Genomic DNA, 19,783 nt, shown 5'->3' on the forward strand with positions numbered 1-19,783 from the left:
CAAACCTGTGCAACCAAGCCTAGCTAAAAAGCCTGCCAGTGCTGCTGAGTGAGCAAACTTCTATGCGAATTGGTATTGTCACTGGCCCAGTAAATATGATCAGGTATTTTGGCCATATACCGATCCCCATGGAATATGGGTTTGTGAGGCATCAGGCTTTGTGGGTTTAATTGGTGACTTTGCACTCACCGAGCAGGAAAAAACCGCAATAGCCTCCTATTTAACGTCACGGCGTTCAGCGCCCGGCACCCTTGAAGAAACGCTGACTGCACTTGAAAGCGTGTACGCACTGCGAGATCTGGACATTCACGGTAAAAATCACCTAAAACGCCTGCTCGCCCGCTGGTATCAGGAACTGGGCAATACCGACAAAGCGACACAGTATCGCCAGGCAGCACTGGAAGAAATTCGCGATATGTTGGCAGGCGCTGAATCAGGTGCCATTAACGAATACCAGCACCTGCAATATCTGTATTTGGCGGCAGCCTACAGTCACACTCTTGAACAGCCAGCACAAAGCCAAGCGTATCATATCGCTTTTGAGCAGTTAGTCAGTGGAATTAAACAACCGGATAACCTGGATTTTGCCGATTATCTAAGCGAGATACTGCAAGATATAAGCAAGATGCCCCGTAATGGTGAACTTTTATTACCGTTGCAGGACTAACCAGTAACGTAATAACCAGGATAAATGAAATACAAGGAATGTGATGATTACACCAACATTGACATTAACGCCATCGCGTATTGGCATCATTGCTGGTGCACTGTATGGACTGCTATTCCGGGTAATATGGGAACTGGACTCACTTAGTCATCTCAATGGTCTGGTTACTCTATCTTTCTTGTTTCTAGTGCCCTTTGCTGTGGGTTATCTGCGTCTTTATTGTGAATTAAAACAAGGGAGCAATGTATCTTCCTCCAGTGCCATTCGACTAGCCTGGCAACCGGTTTTAGTGTGTTTGTTGGTAACTGTAGTGACACTTCTCGAAGGCAGTATTTGCGTAGTACTTGCCTCACCGGCTTTTTTCTTTTGCGCCAGTATAGGCGGTTTAGCCGCGCGTTGGGTTCACTTACATCGTAAAAACGCGCCGCACAAACCGCTGTTATCGGTAATGTTATTACCCATTGTGTGCACACCGGTTGAGTTAACTGCATTTTCATCTTCCTATCAATATACCGTAACCGACAGCATTCTGATTGCGGCCACGCCAGAACAGGTTTGGCGAGAAATTGGTAATGTGGATGTAATAAGCAAGCAAGAATTGCCGTGGTCATTTGGGCAGTTAATCGGTATACCACGTCCATTACGAGCCTCAATGACCGGATTAGCCCACAATGCGATAAGAACCAGTGAATGGGAAAAAGGGGTTGTGTTTGAGGAGGTGATCACCGCTTGGGAACCAGCTAAACAGATGGCGTATCAGTTTAAGATTGATCCTGAACGCATACCCGACCACGCGTTAGACAAGCACGTAAAACTGGGTGGCGAGATATTCTCACCACTTTATGGCGCCTACACACTCGAATCCGCAGAGGAAGGATTTACCCGCTTAACCCTCAGCACCACACTGGAAGACAATACCAACCTGGGCTGGTATTCAAGGGTGTGGGGGCAGGTAATTTTCCACGATTTTCACGTGATGTTACTCGGGCTAATGAAACAGCGAGCTGAACAACGCTAAGCGAAATCGTGGCTAATTAATGCTTGCCTTTGACATCGCAAGCGCGTTTTGCGAACCACCAAAACACAAGCCAAACACACTGATTACAACAATCAAACAAAATAAACAAATAATTTACAATTTATTGTTTTATAAAAGATTTCCCCCTCAAAATACGCTCAGTTATTTATCGCAAAATTTTGATTGTTTGCAGTAAAAAACACTGAGTTCCCGCAATTCGGCGCGGTAAATATCCGGCTCGCCGCGACTTTACACCATGATAGCTTTTAACTATCACCGAGTAAGATATTAAACTATATATTTATCACACACTATGATTGTCAGATTGTTTTATTTTCTATTCTCATTTCGGAGCGCTTCTTATGGATCACGTAATTTCTGGCGTCGCTAAATTCCAGCGAGATATCTTTCCCGAGCAACAGGACACTTTTAAGAAACTGGCCAATGGTCAAAGTCCGGAAGTATTGTTTATCACCTGTTCTGATTCCCGCATTGATCCCAATCTGGTAACGCAAACCGCACCAGGCGATTTATTTATTTGCCGCAATGCAGGCAATATTGTACCGCCACACAGCAACCAAACCGGCGGCATGACCGCATCCATTGAGTTTGCCGTTGCTGCGCTGGGGGTTAAGCACGTAGTAATTTGCGGGCACACAGACTGTGGAGCTATGAAAGGTGCAATCGCGCCAGAAAAGCTCGACAGCCTTCCCCATGTAAAAGCATGGCTGGGACATTGCAGATGTGCCACGGAAGTGATTAGAGAGAAACATGGCGAAGTAACTTTAAATCAGCTTGATGACGTTACCCAGGAAAACGTGCTTCAACAGTTGCAACATATTAAAACTCACCCTGCAGTAGCGGCCAAATTGGCCACTGGCGCTATTCAACTGCACGGTTGGGTGTACAACATTGAGCACGGCACAATTGCTTGCTGGAACCCGCAAACCAATGCCTTCGAAGAAATGGAACAAGCGTATGCCGAAGCCAAACTGGCGGCAGGAATGTAAGGATTAAACAATGAAAATGGAACTCTCATTTAAACACATCAAGCAGGATTTACCTGCCAGTATTGTGGTGTTTTTCGTTGCCCTTCCCTTGTGTTTAGGCATAGCGCTGGCATCCGGCGCACCACTTTTCTCCGGTATTATTGCCGGCATTGTAGGTGGTATTATAGTTGGCATGGCAAGTGGCTCTCGTCTGGGTGTAAGCGGACCGGCTGCTGGTCTGGCGGTTATTGTATTTGATGCGATCACCACCCTGGGAAGCTGGGAACTCTTTTTGTGCGCCGTGGTACTTGCGGGTATTTTCCAAATCGCACTTGGGTACCTGCGCGCTGGATTTGTCGCATACTTTTTCCCCACCTCTGTCATTACGGGTATGTTAACGGGCATAGGTTTGCTGATTATCCTTAAACAACTTCCCTATTTACTGGGCTGGCATGCAGACTTTCTGGGTGAACAGGCGTTCCAACAAACCAACGGCGAAAATACCTTTTCTGCCATCACCCATGCGATCTCCCAAATTTCGTTACCTGCATTGTTGATATCAGCATTTTCCCTTTTGTTGCTTGTTGTATGGGATAAATACCTCACACCACGTCACAAGGTATTTCAACTTATTCAGGGGCCCATCGTTGTTGTGCTGTTGGGTATCCTATTCAGCGTTATATTGAGTCAGGCAAGCTCGCCACTTAGTGTTGATCAATTAGTGTCGCTGCCGGTAATTAATAGTTTTGCCGATCTTACCAACGAAATGGCGTTCCCGGCATTTACACAGATGTTCTCGCTTGATGTACTGACTATTGCAGCAGTCATGGCTGTAGTGGCCAGTATTGAAACGCTGCTCAGCGTAGAAGCAACGGACAAACTGGACCCACAAAGAAATACCACGCCAGCAAACCGTGAACTAAAAGCTCAGGGCTTGGGGAATATTGTGTCCGGATTATTGGGTGGCTTACCGGTAACACAGGTCATTGTGCGAAGTTCAGCCAATATTGCGTTTGGCGCCAGAACGAAACTCAGTGCCATTATGCATGGTTTCTTCCTGCTCATTGCTGTTGCAGCTATTGGCGGCTTGCTTAATCTTATCCCGCTGGCTTCTTTAGCGGCGGTACTCATCATTGTGGGTTACAAACTGGCCAAACCGGCTACGTTTAAAGTAATGTACCGCGCCGGCTGGGAGCAATTTCTGCCGTTTATGGCAACCATCATCGTAATGCTGGTAACTGATCTGTTATCAGGGGTTATTGCAGGCTTGGCCGTGAGTGTGTTTTTTACCTTAAAGCACAGTTACAAAAACTCCTTCCACTTCCGCGATACGGTAGAAAACCAACACGATATGGAAACCCACCACATTGTGCTCGCTGAAGAAGTGTCGTTTTTCAACAAGCCCAGTATTTTAAAGAAACTGAATTCACTGCCAGATAATTCAAAAGTTATTCTGGATTTTACTAACTCAAAATCCGTGGCGTTTGATGTAGTTGAACTGGTGAAAGACTTCAGTGCCAAGGCCCATCACCGCAACATTTTGGTAGAAACGGTCGCGCTAAAATACTAAGCTTTTCACTCTGCCGGAGCAGGCCCCTGCTCCGGCTTCTTCCCAATAGCCCAGCCCTGTTGAAAATTATTAAATTAGCGCTATGTTTAATCCAGAGCATCTAAAACGGAGTGTGATGTGAAAGGTACCGGCGATTTTGAGATTTGGACAACGGGCAACATACTTAACGCCAGTGTTAGCGGTGTGTGGAACGAGGCAATTGCGAAACGCTATCAAACTGCGTTTGTAAAACACGCTTCTGCAATATCGTCCTCTCCCTGGGCACATATTGTTTATCTGGATAGCTGGGTATTGGGCACACCTGAAATAGAACCCATCATTCACGAACTGGCGCTTTGGTGTAACCTGAACAATCTGAAATTAGCCGCCCACGTTTATAGCCCGAACATGCTCAAAGAGTATCAGTTGAACCGCATGCTGGCTCCGGGCAGTATTCGCTTTATGCTGCATCACTTTAACGACGTTGATACCGCCATCGTGTGGCTGCAACACGAAGGATTTAATGCACAGTATCCAAAACAGGTAATCGCAAAACGGTTTGCCTGACAAAAACATCTCGTCATACTGTTTAATTTCTGTTCATTACCCCAATAAAATAGACATAGGGTGGTATTCGCCACCCGCCGCTTTTTCAATCCGGACAAGGAACGCCCTATGCAACTCGCTCAACTAAATGTAGCCAAAACCCGTTATCCGTTAGACGACCCTAGAATTAAAGATTTTGTTGATAACCTGGACCGCGTAAACGCCATTGCAGAAGCGAGCGAAGGGTTTATCTGGCGGCTCAAGGACGATGCAGGTAACGCAACCAACATCAAAGCCTTCGACGACCCGGATGTAATACTGAATATGTCGGTATGGTCTTGCCCGCAAACATTAAAGGACTTTCTGTTTAAAACCATCCACCGGGATTTTTTACGCAGAAAAAGTGAATGGTTTTTTGCCCCTCAAACCAATATGTATGTACTATGGTGGATTGAGGATGGTCATATTCCTACTATTGATGAAGCGCTCGAACGACTCACCCTGCTGCAGGAGCTAGGGGAATCGCCTGAGGCCTTTTCATTTAAATCAAATTATCCGGCACCCTCACCCAGCACCTGATTCGGCAACAGGGGGAATGGCAAAACGGATTTACCGTTCAGTAAGTCACCACAGCCTCCGGATCGGTGTTGATGGTACTACCATCCTGCATGGTAAGTTTAAACATGTACCAGTATTGCGTCCCTTCAACCAGATTTTGGGTATCCAGAAAACTGCCGGTTTCGGCAGCACCCGGGTTTATGCGGGTACGGCCACTCAATTGCGCACTGGTGTTGCGGTAAATCTGCACACTGCGGATGGGTTGTGCAAAGCCAGCCAATGACCAGTTAAGCTGAATACCGCCCTCTGCCTTTTGACTCGTCAGGTTGGTTTGCGGCTGTGCACTTATCTGCGAATAGGTAATGGCCGCTTCGGGATCCGTATTAACAGTACTACCATCCTGCATCGTGAGCTTAAACATATACCAGTAAGTAGTACCCGGCTCTAAACTTTGCGAATCAATCATAGAACCTGCTACAGGCGCACTTGAGCTGATCCGCGTCCGGCCACTTAATTGCTCGCTGGTATTGCGATACACCTGTACGCCTTGTATTGGCTGGGAGAAATCCTCTAACGACCAGCTGATTTGTATGCCCCCCTGAACTTCTTCGCTGATTAAGTGCGTTTTGGGTACTAAAAAGCGCTCTGCAAACACAGGCCCCTCTTCCACCCGCTCGCCACTGGTGGTAATGAACGCCAACCAGTAATAGTAACGCTCACCGCCTACACTGGTTGTGTCTGTCCAAGTGGTATCTGATGGTGATAGTGTGGCCACAGTAAGTCTTGGAAATGAAGCAGGATCGGCTGAGGGATCAGTCAGTGCTGCACGGATAATTTCAATACCAGCAATATCAATTTCACGGGTAAACCACGACAAGCTTACCGGTGCATCGCTGCTAACCGGAAATACTTTCACAACCGGCAGCAGACTGCTGCTCAGCGATGCATACGTTGGAGGTAATGAAACAGTATTGAACTGTCTTACCAGATCCAGTTCTGCCCAATACAGATATGTCACATCAGGTTGCACATCGGTGTCGGTATAGCGCGATTCACCTTTGCTGAGGGTTGCAATTAGTTGCTTATTGTCAGGATCATCCGACGTACTGCGATACAGTCTGGTATGGCGAACTTTATCACCGTGCTGATAAACATTTACCGTAATATGCTGCTCAAATCCATTTGCAGAAGCGGCATAGAAAGGCGCAAGTTCTGCGGCAGAAACCTGATAATCCGGCGCATCCTGCATATCATTGCCCAGATAAAAAGCAGGATGCGGAGGCTGATTGTAGCCCACATTTTGCCACGCAATAGCCACCCGGTATTGGGTTTCCTGCATCAGGGTTGGGAAGCGATGTTGAGTGGTATGGGTAGTTGAGAATATCCGCAACTCACTGCTGTCTGCGGTGGCCCACATCACCTCTTCACGCCAGTCACCAAATATGTCCGCTGACAGCGCGGGGGTAGCCTTGGTACCGTTGTTCGACACAACACCGTAATCCGCGCCTTCCAGTAAGGTTGTAGTACCCATCACCTCAGGTAACCACTTAGAGATAGTGGTTTTATCGAGTAATTCACGGCTTAAATCACCATCCCACCAGGTGGCAAAATTCACTGGCGCAGGCCGGTTACTGCTGATAACGGTACCATCAGCCGCAACCAGACCTCCCCGTGTAGCCCAATTCTCATTACCGGGATAATTCGGATCGATATCGGCACTCACGCCGCGGCCAACGTCGGCCTGATTGCTGGGCCGATACCACAAAATGTCACCTGTTGCAGCATCGTGTAACTCAACGCCGTATTCCACACCATTTTTGGTATAGGCTGAGGGCGTTTCGTGCACCATATAAATTTCCATGCCCGGACGATTGGGATCAATATCAGTCATATGCTGGGCGTCACCATGGCCCAAACCAGTGGAATAAAGCAGGTGTCCATCATCGTCGATCGTTGCGGCGCCATACACGATTTCATCCCTGCCGTCGTCATCTACATCGCCTACCGTAATGCTATGGGCGCCTTGGCCGTATGCCTGCGTATCTGCACCGCCATTATTGGTATCAAATACCCAACGACTTTGTAATTTGCCTTCAGACCAGTCGTATGCAGCCACCACAACCCGGGTGTAATAACCGCGAGCCATAAATAAACTGGGCTTTTCACCATCTAAATAAGCAACCCCGGCCAGGAAGCGGTCAACCCGGTTACCATAGCCATCGCCCCAACTGCTCACATCGCCTCTGGGCGGCTCATAATTGATCGTGTCCAGTGCCTTGCCGGTAAGACCATCAAACATTGTCAGGAATTCCGGCCCCGACAAGACGTAGCCAGCATCATTGCGGTGATCAGCCCCCGCATTACCAATCACCTGTCCTTCGCCGTCTACCGAACCATCTGCCGTTTTCATGGCCAGTTCGGCCCGGCCATCGCCGTCAAAATCGTAAGCAATAAACTGCGTATAATGCGCACCCGAGCGGATATTCGGCCCCAGGTTTATTCGCCACAACTGTTCGCCTTGCTGAGTATAAGCGTCGATCAGCGTTGGGCCGGTAAACCCGGCTTGCGAATTATCCTTTGCATTATCGGGATACCATTTGATCAAAATTTCGTACTCACCATCACCGTCGAGGTCGGCCACTGAAGCATCGTTTGCCGAATAGCTGTAGCCCTGCCCCCGGATCCAGTCGTCTTCAGGCTTTACCAGTGGTATCGACAAATAGGGGTTTTGCCATGGCAAAACCTCCTCAGACACTGCCGCCCCGCGCACTTCTGGTTGAAAGCGACCATGCTGGCGACTGTAAAATGCCTTTACCTGGTAACGGTCCGTTGCCTCTCCCTGCTCATCAGTGAAGAAAGTGGCTTCAGTAAGTTTAGCTGAATTAATTTTTTGTCCGTTGCGGTATACATCAAACGAGACAGTATCAGGATCATCTGCCAACAAGCGCCAGCTGAGATGATTGCCATTGTCAGTTGGGATCACTACCAATCCCCGGTCTAAACGCTCTACTTGAGCGCCCTGTGACGACGCAGATAGCTGACTGGTTACCTGCCTGTCAGCCAGTTGTGCTGCACAACACGCGCTCAGTAGCATCGGCAAGCCTGCCAGCGCAATTCGCAGTGGAGTGAACGACTTATTCCTGTTTACCATTATTTTGTGCCCTACCTGTTTACCTTGTTACCTGAATTACCCAAGCAACCCCTTTAGTTAATAAAATGTAAATTAGCCAAACAAATAATCAACAACAAGCAAGATCACGCACTAACAATCACTTTGGTTAAAATGCGAACTTTTCAAGACAATAAAATGAGCACCTTTGCGATAAACAAGTGAAAAATAACGAGGAAGGTGGTTATTACGCTGGAATAAATAGTAACTTGTGGATTAGAAAAGCTATTCAAAACCGCAGTTTTGATGGTATGTTTACATTTATGGTATTACGTACTCGAAAAGAACAATAATGATGAGTACCGAACAAGACATTATCGAACGCTATGGCTCGGTGATAAAAGCGCTGATCCCCTACCAGCAACGAGGCAGATTGCTTGAGGGGTTGAACCGCTTTTCATCGCGACTAAGTGCACAAGCCCGCAACGTGATCAAAAACGAAGTCATTCGTTTAACCTCGCAAACCGACGCGCCAGCCGATAACTCGGCGTTTGCCCAATTTCCGGTTAAAAAGTTTGCCCACTTTGGGATCACCATGACGCTCGACCGCGTAGGCGCAGAGATTCTGAAGCGGGAAACGGCCAGGTACCTCGATCAATACACGGTTGGTGTGTTTGAATCGATAACCAACTCCGATTTTTACAAAAACCAGGTTACCCGCAAACTACGCCAGAAGATCATTCAAGCATTCACCGTGCAATCACAAAGTTACAAAGACATTGTGTTTGATGATGATTTGTCGATTACCCCCCACTTTTCCGTATCGACCATAGCGTATCAGAATGGCAGAAGTCTCACCGTAGTAGCACTCAGCGCAACAGAAATTACCGTAGCGTGCACTCGCTCGCCCAAATTTGCCGATGAACCACTGCCGTTTACGTTTCCCGACATTATGGGATTGTGTAAAGCCAACCAGGAAATTCATTACCGATTTAAAGATGTGGAGTTTAGCAGCCGCACTCAGCGTCATCATGCTACCCTGACACTGGCCGAGCAAGATGCCGAGTGGCAGCCTAAAATTGCCAAATACCTTGCTGGGGTAGCGTTGCGTTTGCCACTGGAACGCGATTTGGAAATTGAACGGACCATGCAAGCGTTGGATCGCGACCGCATAGTAGAAAACTCGCCCTGGATCCCAGTGTTTCTGCGCAAAGAGCAGGAAACCTTTATTCCGACCATGGTAATGCTTACCGGAACCAATACCGAGCGCAACCCTGGCTGTCGGGCTACGCGTTTTTTACCGGGTAAGAGCCGCTTTAAACGCATCATGGACGAATTACAGCGCTACAATGAAACTTACGTTTTCAGAACTACCGTTACGGCAGGAACCGGCAAGCCCATAGAACTTTGCGCGACCCTCAGAGAATTAGAACAAGTACAGCTACTAGGCTTTTTTATTAAGCTGGCAGAAGAATCCGACGGCCTGTCGATTTGGCAATATCGCTTGAGTGAGATACCCGAAACTGACCGTAGCAATGCAATGACCATTCAGGACATCAGCTGTGAAGATTCAGAGCTGATCCCACAACTCAAGCACATTGTTTATGTGCGAATGGTAAATGACGAGCTGGGTAAGCTCAAAGCATTTATCCCCATTGAAAAAGCCAAATTACCTAAGCAAATTAGCGATGCCGATGAATGTTGGCCCCTGCACTTTGTAATGGAGGAAGGCAACGATCGCCGGGCAGAGCCGCGTTACCGCATTGAAAAAAGTGCCAGTGTGAAGTTTGGTTTATTAACCAGTTACGATGCCATTGTGCGTGATTTTTCGTTGAGCGGTATGCAAATTGAGTTGCTAGGCCCGCCGCAGGAAAGTCCCCCGGAATTCATTAAAGTGAATGTACCGGATTTAAAAATGAAGGGCATGCGTTATCAGGTGTTGAATTATTCACCGCAAAATTACGTTATGCGTTTAAGACTGGAAGCCAACGATGCTAACAGTAAGCTTGCCACCAAAATTTCAGGTCAGAACGCCTCTCTGCTTAAGATTCGCAATATCGAACAGCAGCAAAAAGTGTATTTTCGCTACTTGTGGGAACTGGCATCGCGCAATCAGCCGCATATAGCCATTCAGGTTATTCACGGCAGACAAATGTATAGCCGTTTAAAAACGGTGTACATACCCGAGCAGAGCAACGATTTGTACCCGTTTAAACAGGTTACCAATGAAGTCCCATTGCACGGGTTTGTGGCTGATATGGACAAATCACCGCCCGACTCCAGCGCGCTAAAACGGTTATTACAACAAGCCAATCGCTATCACATGGCTATTCACTGTGAACGCAAAGCCGATCAACGGTTGATTGCGTTAACCGCCCATGAGTGCTTTGCCAGCAAGTTGCGCAAGCAAATCGTGCAGTATCTGGAAGAAAGTAAAGTGATCCTGTGCGCAACTACATTGGAGTGTCACCCAAATGTGCGCGTTACCACGCCAATGACCAAACAGCGGCTGGCACTACTCTCTAAAGTGGATATGGATGTTTATGAAAAGCTGCTAAACCTTCAGCATACCTATTCTCATGTGATACATCTGATCGACATATCACCATTGGCTCAAGCACTAACACTGGCGCAATACGTGCCTACTGAAAGCAGCGACACTGGAGCAGTTGAAGGCGGAGAAAACACGCCTGCTTAGGCAAGCCGTTCGATGACCCGCCAGGTTTCAAATTCCATTTACAATGTGCGGGTCATAAAGCAGCTGTTTGGGTCGTCGGTATAGTCCGCGAAAGGCCCGCAAAATTCAAATCCGTGACTTAAATACAGTTGTCTGGCGGGTTCAAAAAACGCCATCGAGCCGGTCTCCAGATACAGTGTACGAATACCGCGTTGCTCTGCAAAGGCCATCAGATGCTTCAGCAGTTGTTTGGCGGTCCCTTTGCCTCTTGCTGCTTTAGGCGTGCGCATGGATTTAATCTCAGCTTGCTGAGCATCCAATAGCTTGATAGCAATACATCCCAGTAAGGTTCCCTGTGAGGTTCTCTGTAAGCTACCCTGCTCCCAGGCGCTGAAAAAAGTAATCGAAGGGTGACGCAAACCTGTCAAATCCAGTGCATGTACACTCTCTGGCGGTGACGTTGCGCGCATATCAGCCAGATGTTCTTCCAATAAAGCGTGAATAGCCGGATGGGTGAGATCATCTACAATAATGTGCATTATTAAATCATGCCTTTTAAGCGAGCCAGTCCAAATGCATTACAAGTGGTGGCATCCATAATGTCGCCGGCCAGGATTTTGCGCTCCAGCTCAGCAACCGGCATTTTATAAACTTCCAGGCCTTGTTCTGTCTCTTCTAAATCCTGGGAAGACTGAGACAGCCCTTTGGCCACAAAAATATGATAGCGCTGCGAACACATGCCAAAGGCCAGAAACTGTTCTGCAACCGCAAACCATTGTGACGCAACTAAACCGCATTCTTCTCTCAATTCAGCTTTAGCAACGGCTAACGGCTCAAATTCAGCATCCCCTTCTTTCGCGCCCTGAGGAAACTCAAGGTGACGGCCTTTAACCGGATACCTGAACTGCTCAACCATGTAAACCTCATCGCCCTCCAGTGCAATCACCACAACAAAATCCGGTTTATCTACCACGCCATAAATACCACGGTAGCCATCTTCCCGGCCGATGCTGTCCTCACGTACCGTCATCCAGCGGTTCTGATACACCACTTTTGTGTCGAGAGTAAAAATTTCGTCTTGTTGCTGGTCGTCCATGGCATCTTTTCCGTTGGGTTTAAAATGAAAAAGTGGAGCTTAGGCTCCACTTAGTAAGAAGAATTATTACTAGATATATTCTACCGCAACAATTTCATATTCCACTTTGCCTGATGGCGTTTGAATATTCACAATGTCGTCAAGCTCTTTACCAATCAGACCACGGGCGATAGGCGAATTTACCGAAATTAGGTTTTCTTTGATGTTTGCTTCATCGTCACCCACTATGCGGTAAGTGGTTTCTTTGTCGGTGTCCAGATTCATAATGGTCACGGTAACACCAAAAATGACTTTGCCATTGTTTGGCATTTTAGTCACATCGATGATTTGTGCGTTTGACAGTTTACCTTCGATATCCTGAATACGTCCTTCACAGAAGCTTTGCTGCTCGCGGGCTGCATGGTATTCAGCGTTTTCCTTTAGGTCACCGTGCTCTCGGGCTTCGGCAATGGCAGCAATAATTCTGGGACGTTGAACCGATTTGAGTTCGTTCAGTTCTTCACGCAAAAGCGCTGCCCCACGAGCTGTCATAGGATATTGCGTCATTGTGTCATTCTCACTTTTACAAATTGTTGCTCATTAATGAAAAATGCGCCCGGCAGGCGCAATTTTCAAGATTTATTAACTGGATGAACGAACAGGATACTAGGTATCCTGTTCGCTGTCATCAGCCGTTTATTCTGGCGTGCAATTCCTGCACTGAAGTAACCTTACCGCGGTCATCGGCTGATTTGGCCTGAACCGTCGCAAATGCCGCATTCATGGTAGTAGTGTACGTTACTTTGTTAAGCAGAGCTTCTCTACGGATATACACCGAGTCGGTGATAGCCTGACGGCCTTCCGTAGTGTTTACAATGTAAGCGTACTCACCATTTTTGATGGCATCCACAATGTTCGGGCGACCTTCAGACAGTTTATTCACTACAGACACTTCAATGCCCTGAGCGCGCAGGAATTCTGCGGTGCCGCGGGTACATTCAATTCTGAAGCCACTGTCAATCAACTTCTTAGACAAATCAACCAGTTTTGCCTTGTCGTTCTGGCGAACCGACAGCAATGCTTTACCAGGCTTAGGTAATGGCGCACCAGCACCCAGGTTAGCTTTCGCGTACGCTTCTTCAAACGTATCGCCTACACCCATAACTTCACCGGTAGAGCGCATTTCCGGGCCTAACAGTGGATCTACGCCCGGGAACTTGGCAAATGGCAATACCACTTCTTTCACCGAGTAGAATGGCGGGATCACTTCTTTGGTGAAGCCCAGCTCTTTCAGTGATTTACCAGCCATTACCCTGGCAGCAATTTTTGCCAGCGGCACACCGGTAGCCTTAGATACAAACGGCACGGTACGGGCAGCACGAGGGTTAACTTCAATCAGGTATACCTCACCGCCTTTGATGGCAAACTGCGTGTTCATCAAACCAATAACACCCAGTTCAAGCGCCATGGCTTTAACCTGTTCACGCATCACGTCCTGAATCTCTTGTGACAGTGAATGCGATGGCAGTGAACATGCTGAGTCACCCGAGTGAACACCGGCTTGTTCAATGTGTTCCATGATGCCGCCAATCACAACATCGGTGCCGTCACACACGGCATCGATATCAACTTCAATGGCGTCGTCAAGGAAGCGATCAAGCAGTACCGGAGAGTCGTTAGACACTTTCACTGCTTCGTTCAGATAACGTCTCAGATCTTTCAGGTCGTACACGATTTCCATTGCACGGCCGCCCAGTACATACGAAGGACGCACCACCAGCGGGAAGCCGATTTCTTCAGCTTTGGCCAGAGCCTGTTCCATGTTGCTTACCGTGGCGTTAGCTGGTTGTTTAAGACCCAGTTTATTTACCATCTGCTGGAAACGTTCGCGGTCTTCTGCGCGGTCGATTGCCTCAGGTGAAGTACCAATAATCGGTACACCATTGGCTTCCAGAGCGCGAGCCAGTTTCAGCGGCGTTTGGCCACCGTATTGCACGATAACGCCTTTCGGCTTCTCTACTGCAACGATTTCCAGTACGTCTTCCAGAGTCACAGGTTCAAAGTACAGGCGATCAGACGTATCGTAGTCGGTTGATACGGTTTCTGGGTTACAGTTAACCATAATGGTTTCGTACCCATCTTCACGCATAGACAGTGCAGCATGCACACAGCAGTAATCAAATTCGATACCCTGACCAATACGGTTTGGACCACCGCCCAGAACCATAATCTTTTCGCGATCCGACGGCGCAGCTTCACACTCTTCGTCGTAGCTTGAATACATGTAAGCAGTGCTGGTAGAAAACTCAGCCGCACAGGTATCCACGCGCTTGTACACAGGAGAAATACCCATGCCACGGCGGGTATTACGTACATCGCTTTCGCCCACGTTAGTAAGGGTGGCAATGCGCGCGTCAGAGAAACCTTTGCGCTTCAGTGTACGCATCAGCGTTGCGTCGATTTGGCTTAAACCAATTTCGGCAATGTGATTTTCCAGCTTAACCAGTTCTTCAATTTGCACCAGGAACCAAGGGTCAACGTTAGTCAGGTTAAAGACTTCGTCTACACTCATGCCCATACGGAATGCATCAGCAATGTACCAAATGCGTTCTGCACCGGGTTCACGCAGCTCATAAATTAGCTTAGTGCGGGCTTCCGGGTCCTGCAGGTCAACCATTGGGTCTAAACCGCTGGCTCCCACTTCCAGGCCACGCAGTGCTTTTTGCAACGATTCCTGCTGGTTACGGCCGATCGCCATTACTTCACCCACAGACTTCATCTGTGTAGTAAGACGATCGTTTGCGCCAGCAAATTTTTCGAAGTTAAAGCGTGGAATTTTGGTAACCACGTAGTCAATCGCAGGTTCAAACGACGCTGGGGTTAAACCGCCAGTAATATCATTGGCCAGTTCGTCCAGGGTGTAACCTACTGCCAGCTTGGCAGCCACTTTCGCGATTGGGAAACCGGTTGCTTTAGAAGCAAGTGCTGATGACCGGGATACGCGCGGGTTCATCTCGATGATGACCAAACGACCTGTTTTTGGATCCACACCAAACTGTACGTTTGAACCACCAGTTTCTACGCCGATTTCACGCAATACTGCCATGGCGGCATTACGCATGATTTGGAATTCTTTGTCGGTTAGGGTTTGCGCTGGCGCTACCGTGATTGAGTCGCCAGTGTGCACCCCCATCGGGTCGAAGTTTTCAATGGTACACACAATAATGCAGTTGTCTGCTTTATCGCGAACCACTTCCATTTCATACTCTTTCCAACCAATCAGTGATTCATCGATCAGCAGCTCGTTGGTAGGTGACAAGTCCAGACCACGGGTACAGATTTCATTGAACTCATCAATGTTGTACGCGATACCGCCACCGCTGCCACCCATGGTGAAAGACGGACGGATAATACACGGGAAACCAATTCGGGTTAGCACATCATGTGCCTGTTCCAATGTGTGAGCAATTTCCGCTCGAGGACACTCGAGGCCAATCGACTTCATGGCTTTGTCGAAACGTTCGCGGTCTTCTGCTTTATCGATTGCATCTGCCGTTGCGCCAATCAGCTCAACGTTAAACTCTTCCAGTACGCCTTCACGGTTCAAATCCAGCGCACAGTTCAGTGCAGTCTGGCCACCCATTGTAGGCAGAATGGCGTCCGGGCGCTCTTTTTCGATGATCTTGCGCACAACTTCCCAGTGAATCGGCTCGATGTATGTCGCGTCAGCCATTTCCGGGTCGGTCATGATGGTAGCCGGGTTCGAGTTAACCAGAATTACCCGGTAGCCCTCTTCGCGCAGGGCCTTACATGCTTGGGCGCCTGAGTAATCAAACTCACAAGCCTGGCCGATTACAATCGGTCCGGCGCCCAGAATCAATATACTTTTAAGGTCGGTACGTTTTGGCATTGGGCTAATTCCTACTGCTTTGACTGTTCAATAAGGTCGATAAAATGATCAAACAATGCAGCTGCATCGTGCGGCCCTGGGCTCGCTTCAGGGTGCCCCTGGAAGCTGAACGCAGGTTTGTCGGTACGATGAATGCCCTGCAGGGATTTATCAAACAATGAAATATGGGTCACTTTCAGGGTGTCAGGCAACGATGACTCGTCTACCGCAAAACCGTGGTTCTGGCTGGTGATCATCACAACATTGCGTTCGAGATCTTTAACCGGGTGGTTGGCACCGTGGTGTCCAAACTTCATTTTTACTGTTTTGGCGCCACTGGCCAGGGCCAGCAACTGGTGGCCTAAACAGATACCAAATACCGGCAGTCCGGTATCAACAATCGTCTTAATGGCTTTGATAGCATAATCGCACGGCTCAGGGTCACCAGGGCCATTCGACAAAAACACGCCATCAGGATTCATCGCCAGCACATCTTCCGCCGGAGTTTGTGCAGGCACTACAGTTAATTTGCAGCCACGGTCTACCAACATGCGCAGAATGTTGTGTTTGGCACCGTAATCATAGGCAACGACGTGGTATTTATAATCAGCACCTGTTTTATAGCCGGTGCCCAGTTCCCATACGCTGCCATCCCATTGCTGCGTTTCAGTGGTAGATACCACTTTGGCTAAGTCCATGCCTTTCAAGCCGGGGAAAGCTTTGGCTTGCGAAAGCGCTTCGGCTTCGTCAAGCGAGTCGATACACATGATGCAACCATTTTGCGCACCTTTGTCTCGCAATATACGCGTGAGACGTCGTGTATCGATGTCTGCGATACCAACAATATTGTTAGCTTTTAAATAATCAGACAGGGTTTGTTCATTACGAAAGTTACTGGCAACTAAGGGTAGATCGCGAATCACCAGGCCTCTTGCCCAGATTTTGTCGGATTCGACGTCTTCCTGGTTAGTACCTGTGTTACCAATGTGGGGATAAGTCAGAGTTACAATTTGTTCAGCATAAGAGGGGTCAGTCAGGATCTCCTGGTAGCCGGTCATTGATGTGTTAAAAACTACCTCACCAACAGACACGCCTTGCGCACCAATTGCAGTTCCTTTAAAAACAGAACCATCCTCTAATACCAACAGGGCGGAATTAGCCAAGTCAACCTCCAAATTAAGGATAACCGAGAGTTTATGCCAGTCACAATAAACACTCACAAAAAACGGGAGGTAACGACATACTTACTTCCCGTTTACAATTATTTGCAGCTAATTAAACTGCGCTGCGTACCAGCCAAATCAAGGCTAAGCACTTTTCAAGCGCAAAATTTTGGCAAATTCCGCGGATTATATATGAACTATTCCAAAAGGTCTAATCCAATCCACAAAAATTGCAAAAATATCCACTTTACGCAAAAAAACACTTAAACACGTCAAAAGTATTAATAATGGTATTTATTTTTGCAGCGAAAGTACATCATTCATGCCGTATTGGGCCGCAGGCTTACCGGCCAGCCAGCAGGCAGCATGCACTGCACCGCGAGCAAACGTAAGGCGGCTAGACGCCTTGTGCGTGATTTCAAGGCGCTCTCCGATGTCGGCAAACAATGCGGTGTGTTCACCTACAATATCGCCTGCCCTTACCGTTGCAAAGCCAATAGTATTGTGGTCTCTGGGCGGCTCTTTGCCTTCCCGGCCATACACTGCACACGATTTTAAATCGCGCCCCAACTCGCTTGCAATCGCCTCGCCAATGGCCATGGCAGTGCCTGATGGCGAGTCCAGTTTAAACCGATGATGCGCCTCAATAATTTCGATATCGGCAGTGGCGCCCAATGCTCTTGCGGCCTGTTTTACCAGTGATAACATAAGGTTAACGCCAACACTGTAGTTTGCAGCAAACACCACAGGAATCGATTGCGCGGCATTGGCAAGACTGACAAGTTGTGTATCCGACAACCCGGTTGTGCCAATAACAACCGGTTTAGCATGCTTTACACACCAGGCAAGATTGCTTTCAAACGCGGCAGGCAGGGTAAAATCAATCATCACATCCACATCGTCAGGATTGAGACCTGACATGCCTACACACGCGGTATTGAGTTTTCCAATACCCGCAAGTTCGCCCACGTCCATACCAATCCAAGGGGAATCATCGCGCACACTGGCTGCCGATAAACTGGCTTGTTCGTGCTCATTCAATGCTTCAATAAGCACGCGCCCCATTCGACCATTTGCGCCAAAAAGACCTACTTTCATGAAAAATCCTACTAAACAATTAAAAACACCAATTATGCCTGATACATTGTGCCCGAAAGTGATTTGGCAGGTGTTGTTGTATGTGCGCAAATTGTGCCCGAAGCTGACCGAGATGAAAACCGTGAATACGCGTTCATCGAGATGAATTTGTACTGTGATAGATCAAATTTTGCGTTAATCAGCGTTGCCTGACCACAATATCTCGTGCAAGCTTTTGTTTTTTATCAATTGAGTTAATTGGAGTGGTGCTCATGGAAAAACGTCTTATCTGGGATATTCCTACCCGGCTTTTCCACTGGCTGCTGGTAGCCTGTATTGTTGCTCAGTACCTGACAGCAGAAGTATTTGATGCCATCGACTGGCATTTTAAGATTGGTTATTTCACTCTCGGACTCATTTTGTTCCGCCTTTGCTGGGGATTTATCGGCACAACCTACGCGAAGTTCAGCCAGTTTGTAACCGGTCCGGGTAAAGTCATTGCTTATGCAAAAACACTGGGAAACAAGCACTCCGAAGAACACGCGGGCCACAATCCGATGGGAGGCTGGATGGTCATTGCGTTACTACTGTTAGTTGCCTTACAAGGTATCAGCGGATTGTTTATTACCGACGATATTGTTAACAATGGCCCATATTACGACGCGGTATCCGAAGCCACACGCGACATAATGAATGCGATACATCACACCGCATTTAATGTGTTGTTAGCCGCCATAGTGCTGCACGTGGGCGCGGTGGTGTTTTACGCCCGTTTCAAGCAGCAATTACTGGTACCCGCTATGCTACACGGCAAAAAGTCCACTAACGCCCCAGGCATCAGCTCATCGCGTTTAGTGCTGGCAGCCATACTGGCCCTGGTTGTTATTGCACTGATGTATTGGGTAATTGAAGTATTGCCACCTGAACCTGTGGTTGAAGAATTTTTCTATTAATCAAAGCAATAAAGGGGCACATTGCCCCTTTATATCGTAACTGGAACAAATAAGCCGCCTGTTAAATGTAACGTCGTCTTTCGGCAGCCAGTCCTAGAGCAAAAAACGCTACAACGAACGCCAGGCCACGATATTCATAACCAATATAATTGAATAAGTGATGCACGAAAGGCGCACCATACACGGTTAATGCGCCATAACCAAAGGCGCATAACACCACAAACAATATACAGCGGATCACAAAGTGATAAGGCGCCAGACTGCGTTTAACCTGCTTATTGATGATATCGCCATAGACCACCAGTAAGGTAGCCAGCAGCATCAGACTCATTTCGTCAAAATATTCTGCCAGAATATGGCTAATGTGGATGGTATAGGCAGACAACTCAACAACTCCAACCTCAGTAATTTGGCGTATTCTGAAAGGCCGAACGCTTACTGTCAAAATAAAAAAAAGCCGGTAAAGCATACCGGCCAATACAGAGAACGCACTCTGTTGGATGTTGAAATTAA

At 47.8% G+C, this 19,783-nt stretch carries 16 protein-coding genes; 8 read left to right on the forward strand and 8 right to left on the reverse strand.

The genetic code is table 11. The features are described from left to right. The first annotated feature begins 160 nt into the window (after window positions 1-160). The 6 genes from FJ444_RS16085 (at window position 161) to FJ444_RS16110 (ending at window position 5,348) form a co-directional block, all read left to right on the forward strand. On the forward strand, window positions 161-667 hold the full coding sequence (locus tag FJ444_RS16085) for a hypothetical protein (RefSeq protein WP_140959964.1): 507 nt from the start codon (window positions 161-163) through the stop codon (window positions 665-667). A gap of 43 nt (window positions 668-710) precedes the next feature. Then, window positions 711-1,685 carry a hypothetical protein gene (locus FJ444_RS16090; RefSeq protein WP_255439245.1) on the forward strand — a complete coding sequence of 325 codons (975 nt, stop codon included), beginning with the start codon at window positions 711-713 and terminating at the stop codon, window positions 1,683-1,685. Window positions 1,686-2,047: 362 nt separating this feature from the next. Next, complete coding sequence (locus tag FJ444_RS16095) at window positions 2,048-2,695, forward strand: carbonic anhydrase (RefSeq protein WP_140959966.1); 648 nt, start codon at window positions 2,048-2,050, stop codon at window positions 2,693-2,695. A 10-nt stretch (window positions 2,696-2,705) separates the two neighbouring features. Beyond that, window positions 2,706-4,244 carry a SulP family inorganic anion transporter gene (locus tag FJ444_RS16100; RefSeq protein ID WP_140959968.1) on the forward strand — a complete coding sequence of 513 codons (1,539 nt, stop codon included), beginning with the start codon at window positions 2,706-2,708 and terminating at the stop codon, window positions 4,242-4,244. Between the two features lie 117 nt (window positions 4,245-4,361). Continuing rightward, window positions 4,362-4,790: a hypothetical protein gene (locus tag FJ444_RS16105; protein ID WP_140959970.1), complete on the forward strand. Its 429-nt coding sequence runs from the start codon at window positions 4,362-4,364 to the stop codon at window positions 4,788-4,790. Window positions 4,791-4,898: 108 nt separating this feature from the next. After that, the gene (locus tag FJ444_RS16110) at window positions 4,899-5,348 is read left to right on the forward strand and encodes a DUF3291 domain-containing protein (RefSeq protein ID WP_140959972.1); all 450 of its coding nucleotides are present in this window, start codon (window positions 4,899-4,901) and stop codon (window positions 5,346-5,348) included. A gap of 37 nt (window positions 5,349-5,385) precedes the next feature. On the opposite strand, the gene FJ444_RS21415 is transcribed toward FJ444_RS16110, so the two are convergent. Continuing rightward, complete coding sequence (locus FJ444_RS21415; protein ID WP_255439247.1) at window positions 5,386-8,478, reverse strand: rhamnogalacturonan lyase; 3,093 nt, start codon at window positions 8,476-8,478, stop codon at window positions 5,386-5,388. A 310-nt stretch (window positions 8,479-8,788) separates the two neighbouring features. Between FJ444_RS21415 and FJ444_RS16120 the strand changes: the two genes are divergently transcribed. Beyond that, complete coding sequence (locus FJ444_RS16120; protein WP_140959974.1) at window positions 8,789-11,134, forward strand: PilZ domain-containing protein; 2,346 nt, start codon at window positions 8,789-8,791, stop codon at window positions 11,132-11,134. Window positions 11,135-11,172: 38 nt separating this feature from the next. Here FJ444_RS16120 and FJ444_RS16125 read toward each other — a convergent pair whose 3' ends face one another. The 6 genes from FJ444_RS16125 to dapB form a co-directional block, all read right to left on the reverse strand. Continuing rightward, entirely contained in the window at window positions 11,173-11,652 is a 480-nt protein-coding gene (locus FJ444_RS16125; protein WP_140959976.1) for a GNAT family N-acetyltransferase, read from the reverse strand. A gap of 2 nt (window positions 11,653-11,654) precedes the next feature. Then, complete coding sequence (locus tag FJ444_RS16130) at window positions 11,655-12,209, reverse strand: NUDIX hydrolase (protein ID WP_140959978.1); 555 nt, start codon at window positions 12,207-12,209, stop codon at window positions 11,655-11,657. Window positions 12,210-12,278: 69 nt separating this feature from the next. Further along, complete coding sequence (greA, locus tag FJ444_RS16135) at window positions 12,279-12,755, reverse strand: transcription elongation factor GreA (protein WP_140959980.1); 477 nt, start codon at window positions 12,753-12,755, stop codon at window positions 12,279-12,281. Window positions 12,756-12,876: 121 nt separating this feature from the next. After that, complete coding sequence (gene carB / locus FJ444_RS16140; protein ID WP_140959982.1) at window positions 12,877-16,098, reverse strand: carbamoyl-phosphate synthase large subunit; 3,222 nt, start codon at window positions 16,096-16,098, stop codon at window positions 12,877-12,879. 11 nt (window positions 16,099-16,109) lie between these two features. Then, window positions 16,110-17,240 carry a glutamine-hydrolyzing carbamoyl-phosphate synthase small subunit gene (gene carA, locus FJ444_RS16145; RefSeq protein WP_140959984.1) on the reverse strand — a complete coding sequence of 377 codons (1,131 nt, stop codon included), beginning with the start codon at window positions 17,238-17,240 and terminating at the stop codon, window positions 16,110-16,112. Between the two features lie 294 nt (window positions 17,241-17,534). After that, the gene (dapB, locus tag FJ444_RS16150) at window positions 17,535-18,338 is read right to left on the reverse strand and encodes a 4-hydroxy-tetrahydrodipicolinate reductase (protein WP_140959986.1); all 804 of its coding nucleotides are present in this window, start codon (window positions 18,336-18,338) and stop codon (window positions 17,535-17,537) included. 251 nt (window positions 18,339-18,589) lie between these two features. Here dapB and FJ444_RS16155 point away from each other — a divergent pair, with 251 nt between their 5' ends. Next, window positions 18,590-19,270 carry a cytochrome b/b6 domain-containing protein gene (locus tag FJ444_RS16155; RefSeq protein WP_140959988.1) on the forward strand — a complete coding sequence of 227 codons (681 nt, stop codon included), beginning with the start codon at window positions 18,590-18,592 and terminating at the stop codon, window positions 19,268-19,270. A gap of 61 nt (window positions 19,271-19,331) precedes the next feature. On the opposite strand, the gene FJ444_RS16160 is transcribed toward FJ444_RS16155, so the two are convergent. After that, window positions 19,332-19,655, reverse strand: a complete 324-nt coding sequence (locus FJ444_RS16160; RefSeq protein ID WP_255439250.1) for a DUF3392 family protein — start codon at window positions 19,653-19,655, stop codon at window positions 19,332-19,334. Window positions 19,656-19,783: the final 128 nt, after the last annotated feature.

Origin of the sequence: Aestuariibacter sp. GS-14 (assembly GCF_006494365.1) — a bacterium.
In the GTDB taxonomy this organism is placed as follows: domain Bacteria; phylum Pseudomonadota; class Gammaproteobacteria; order Enterobacterales; family Alteromonadaceae; genus Alteromonas; species Alteromonas mangrovi.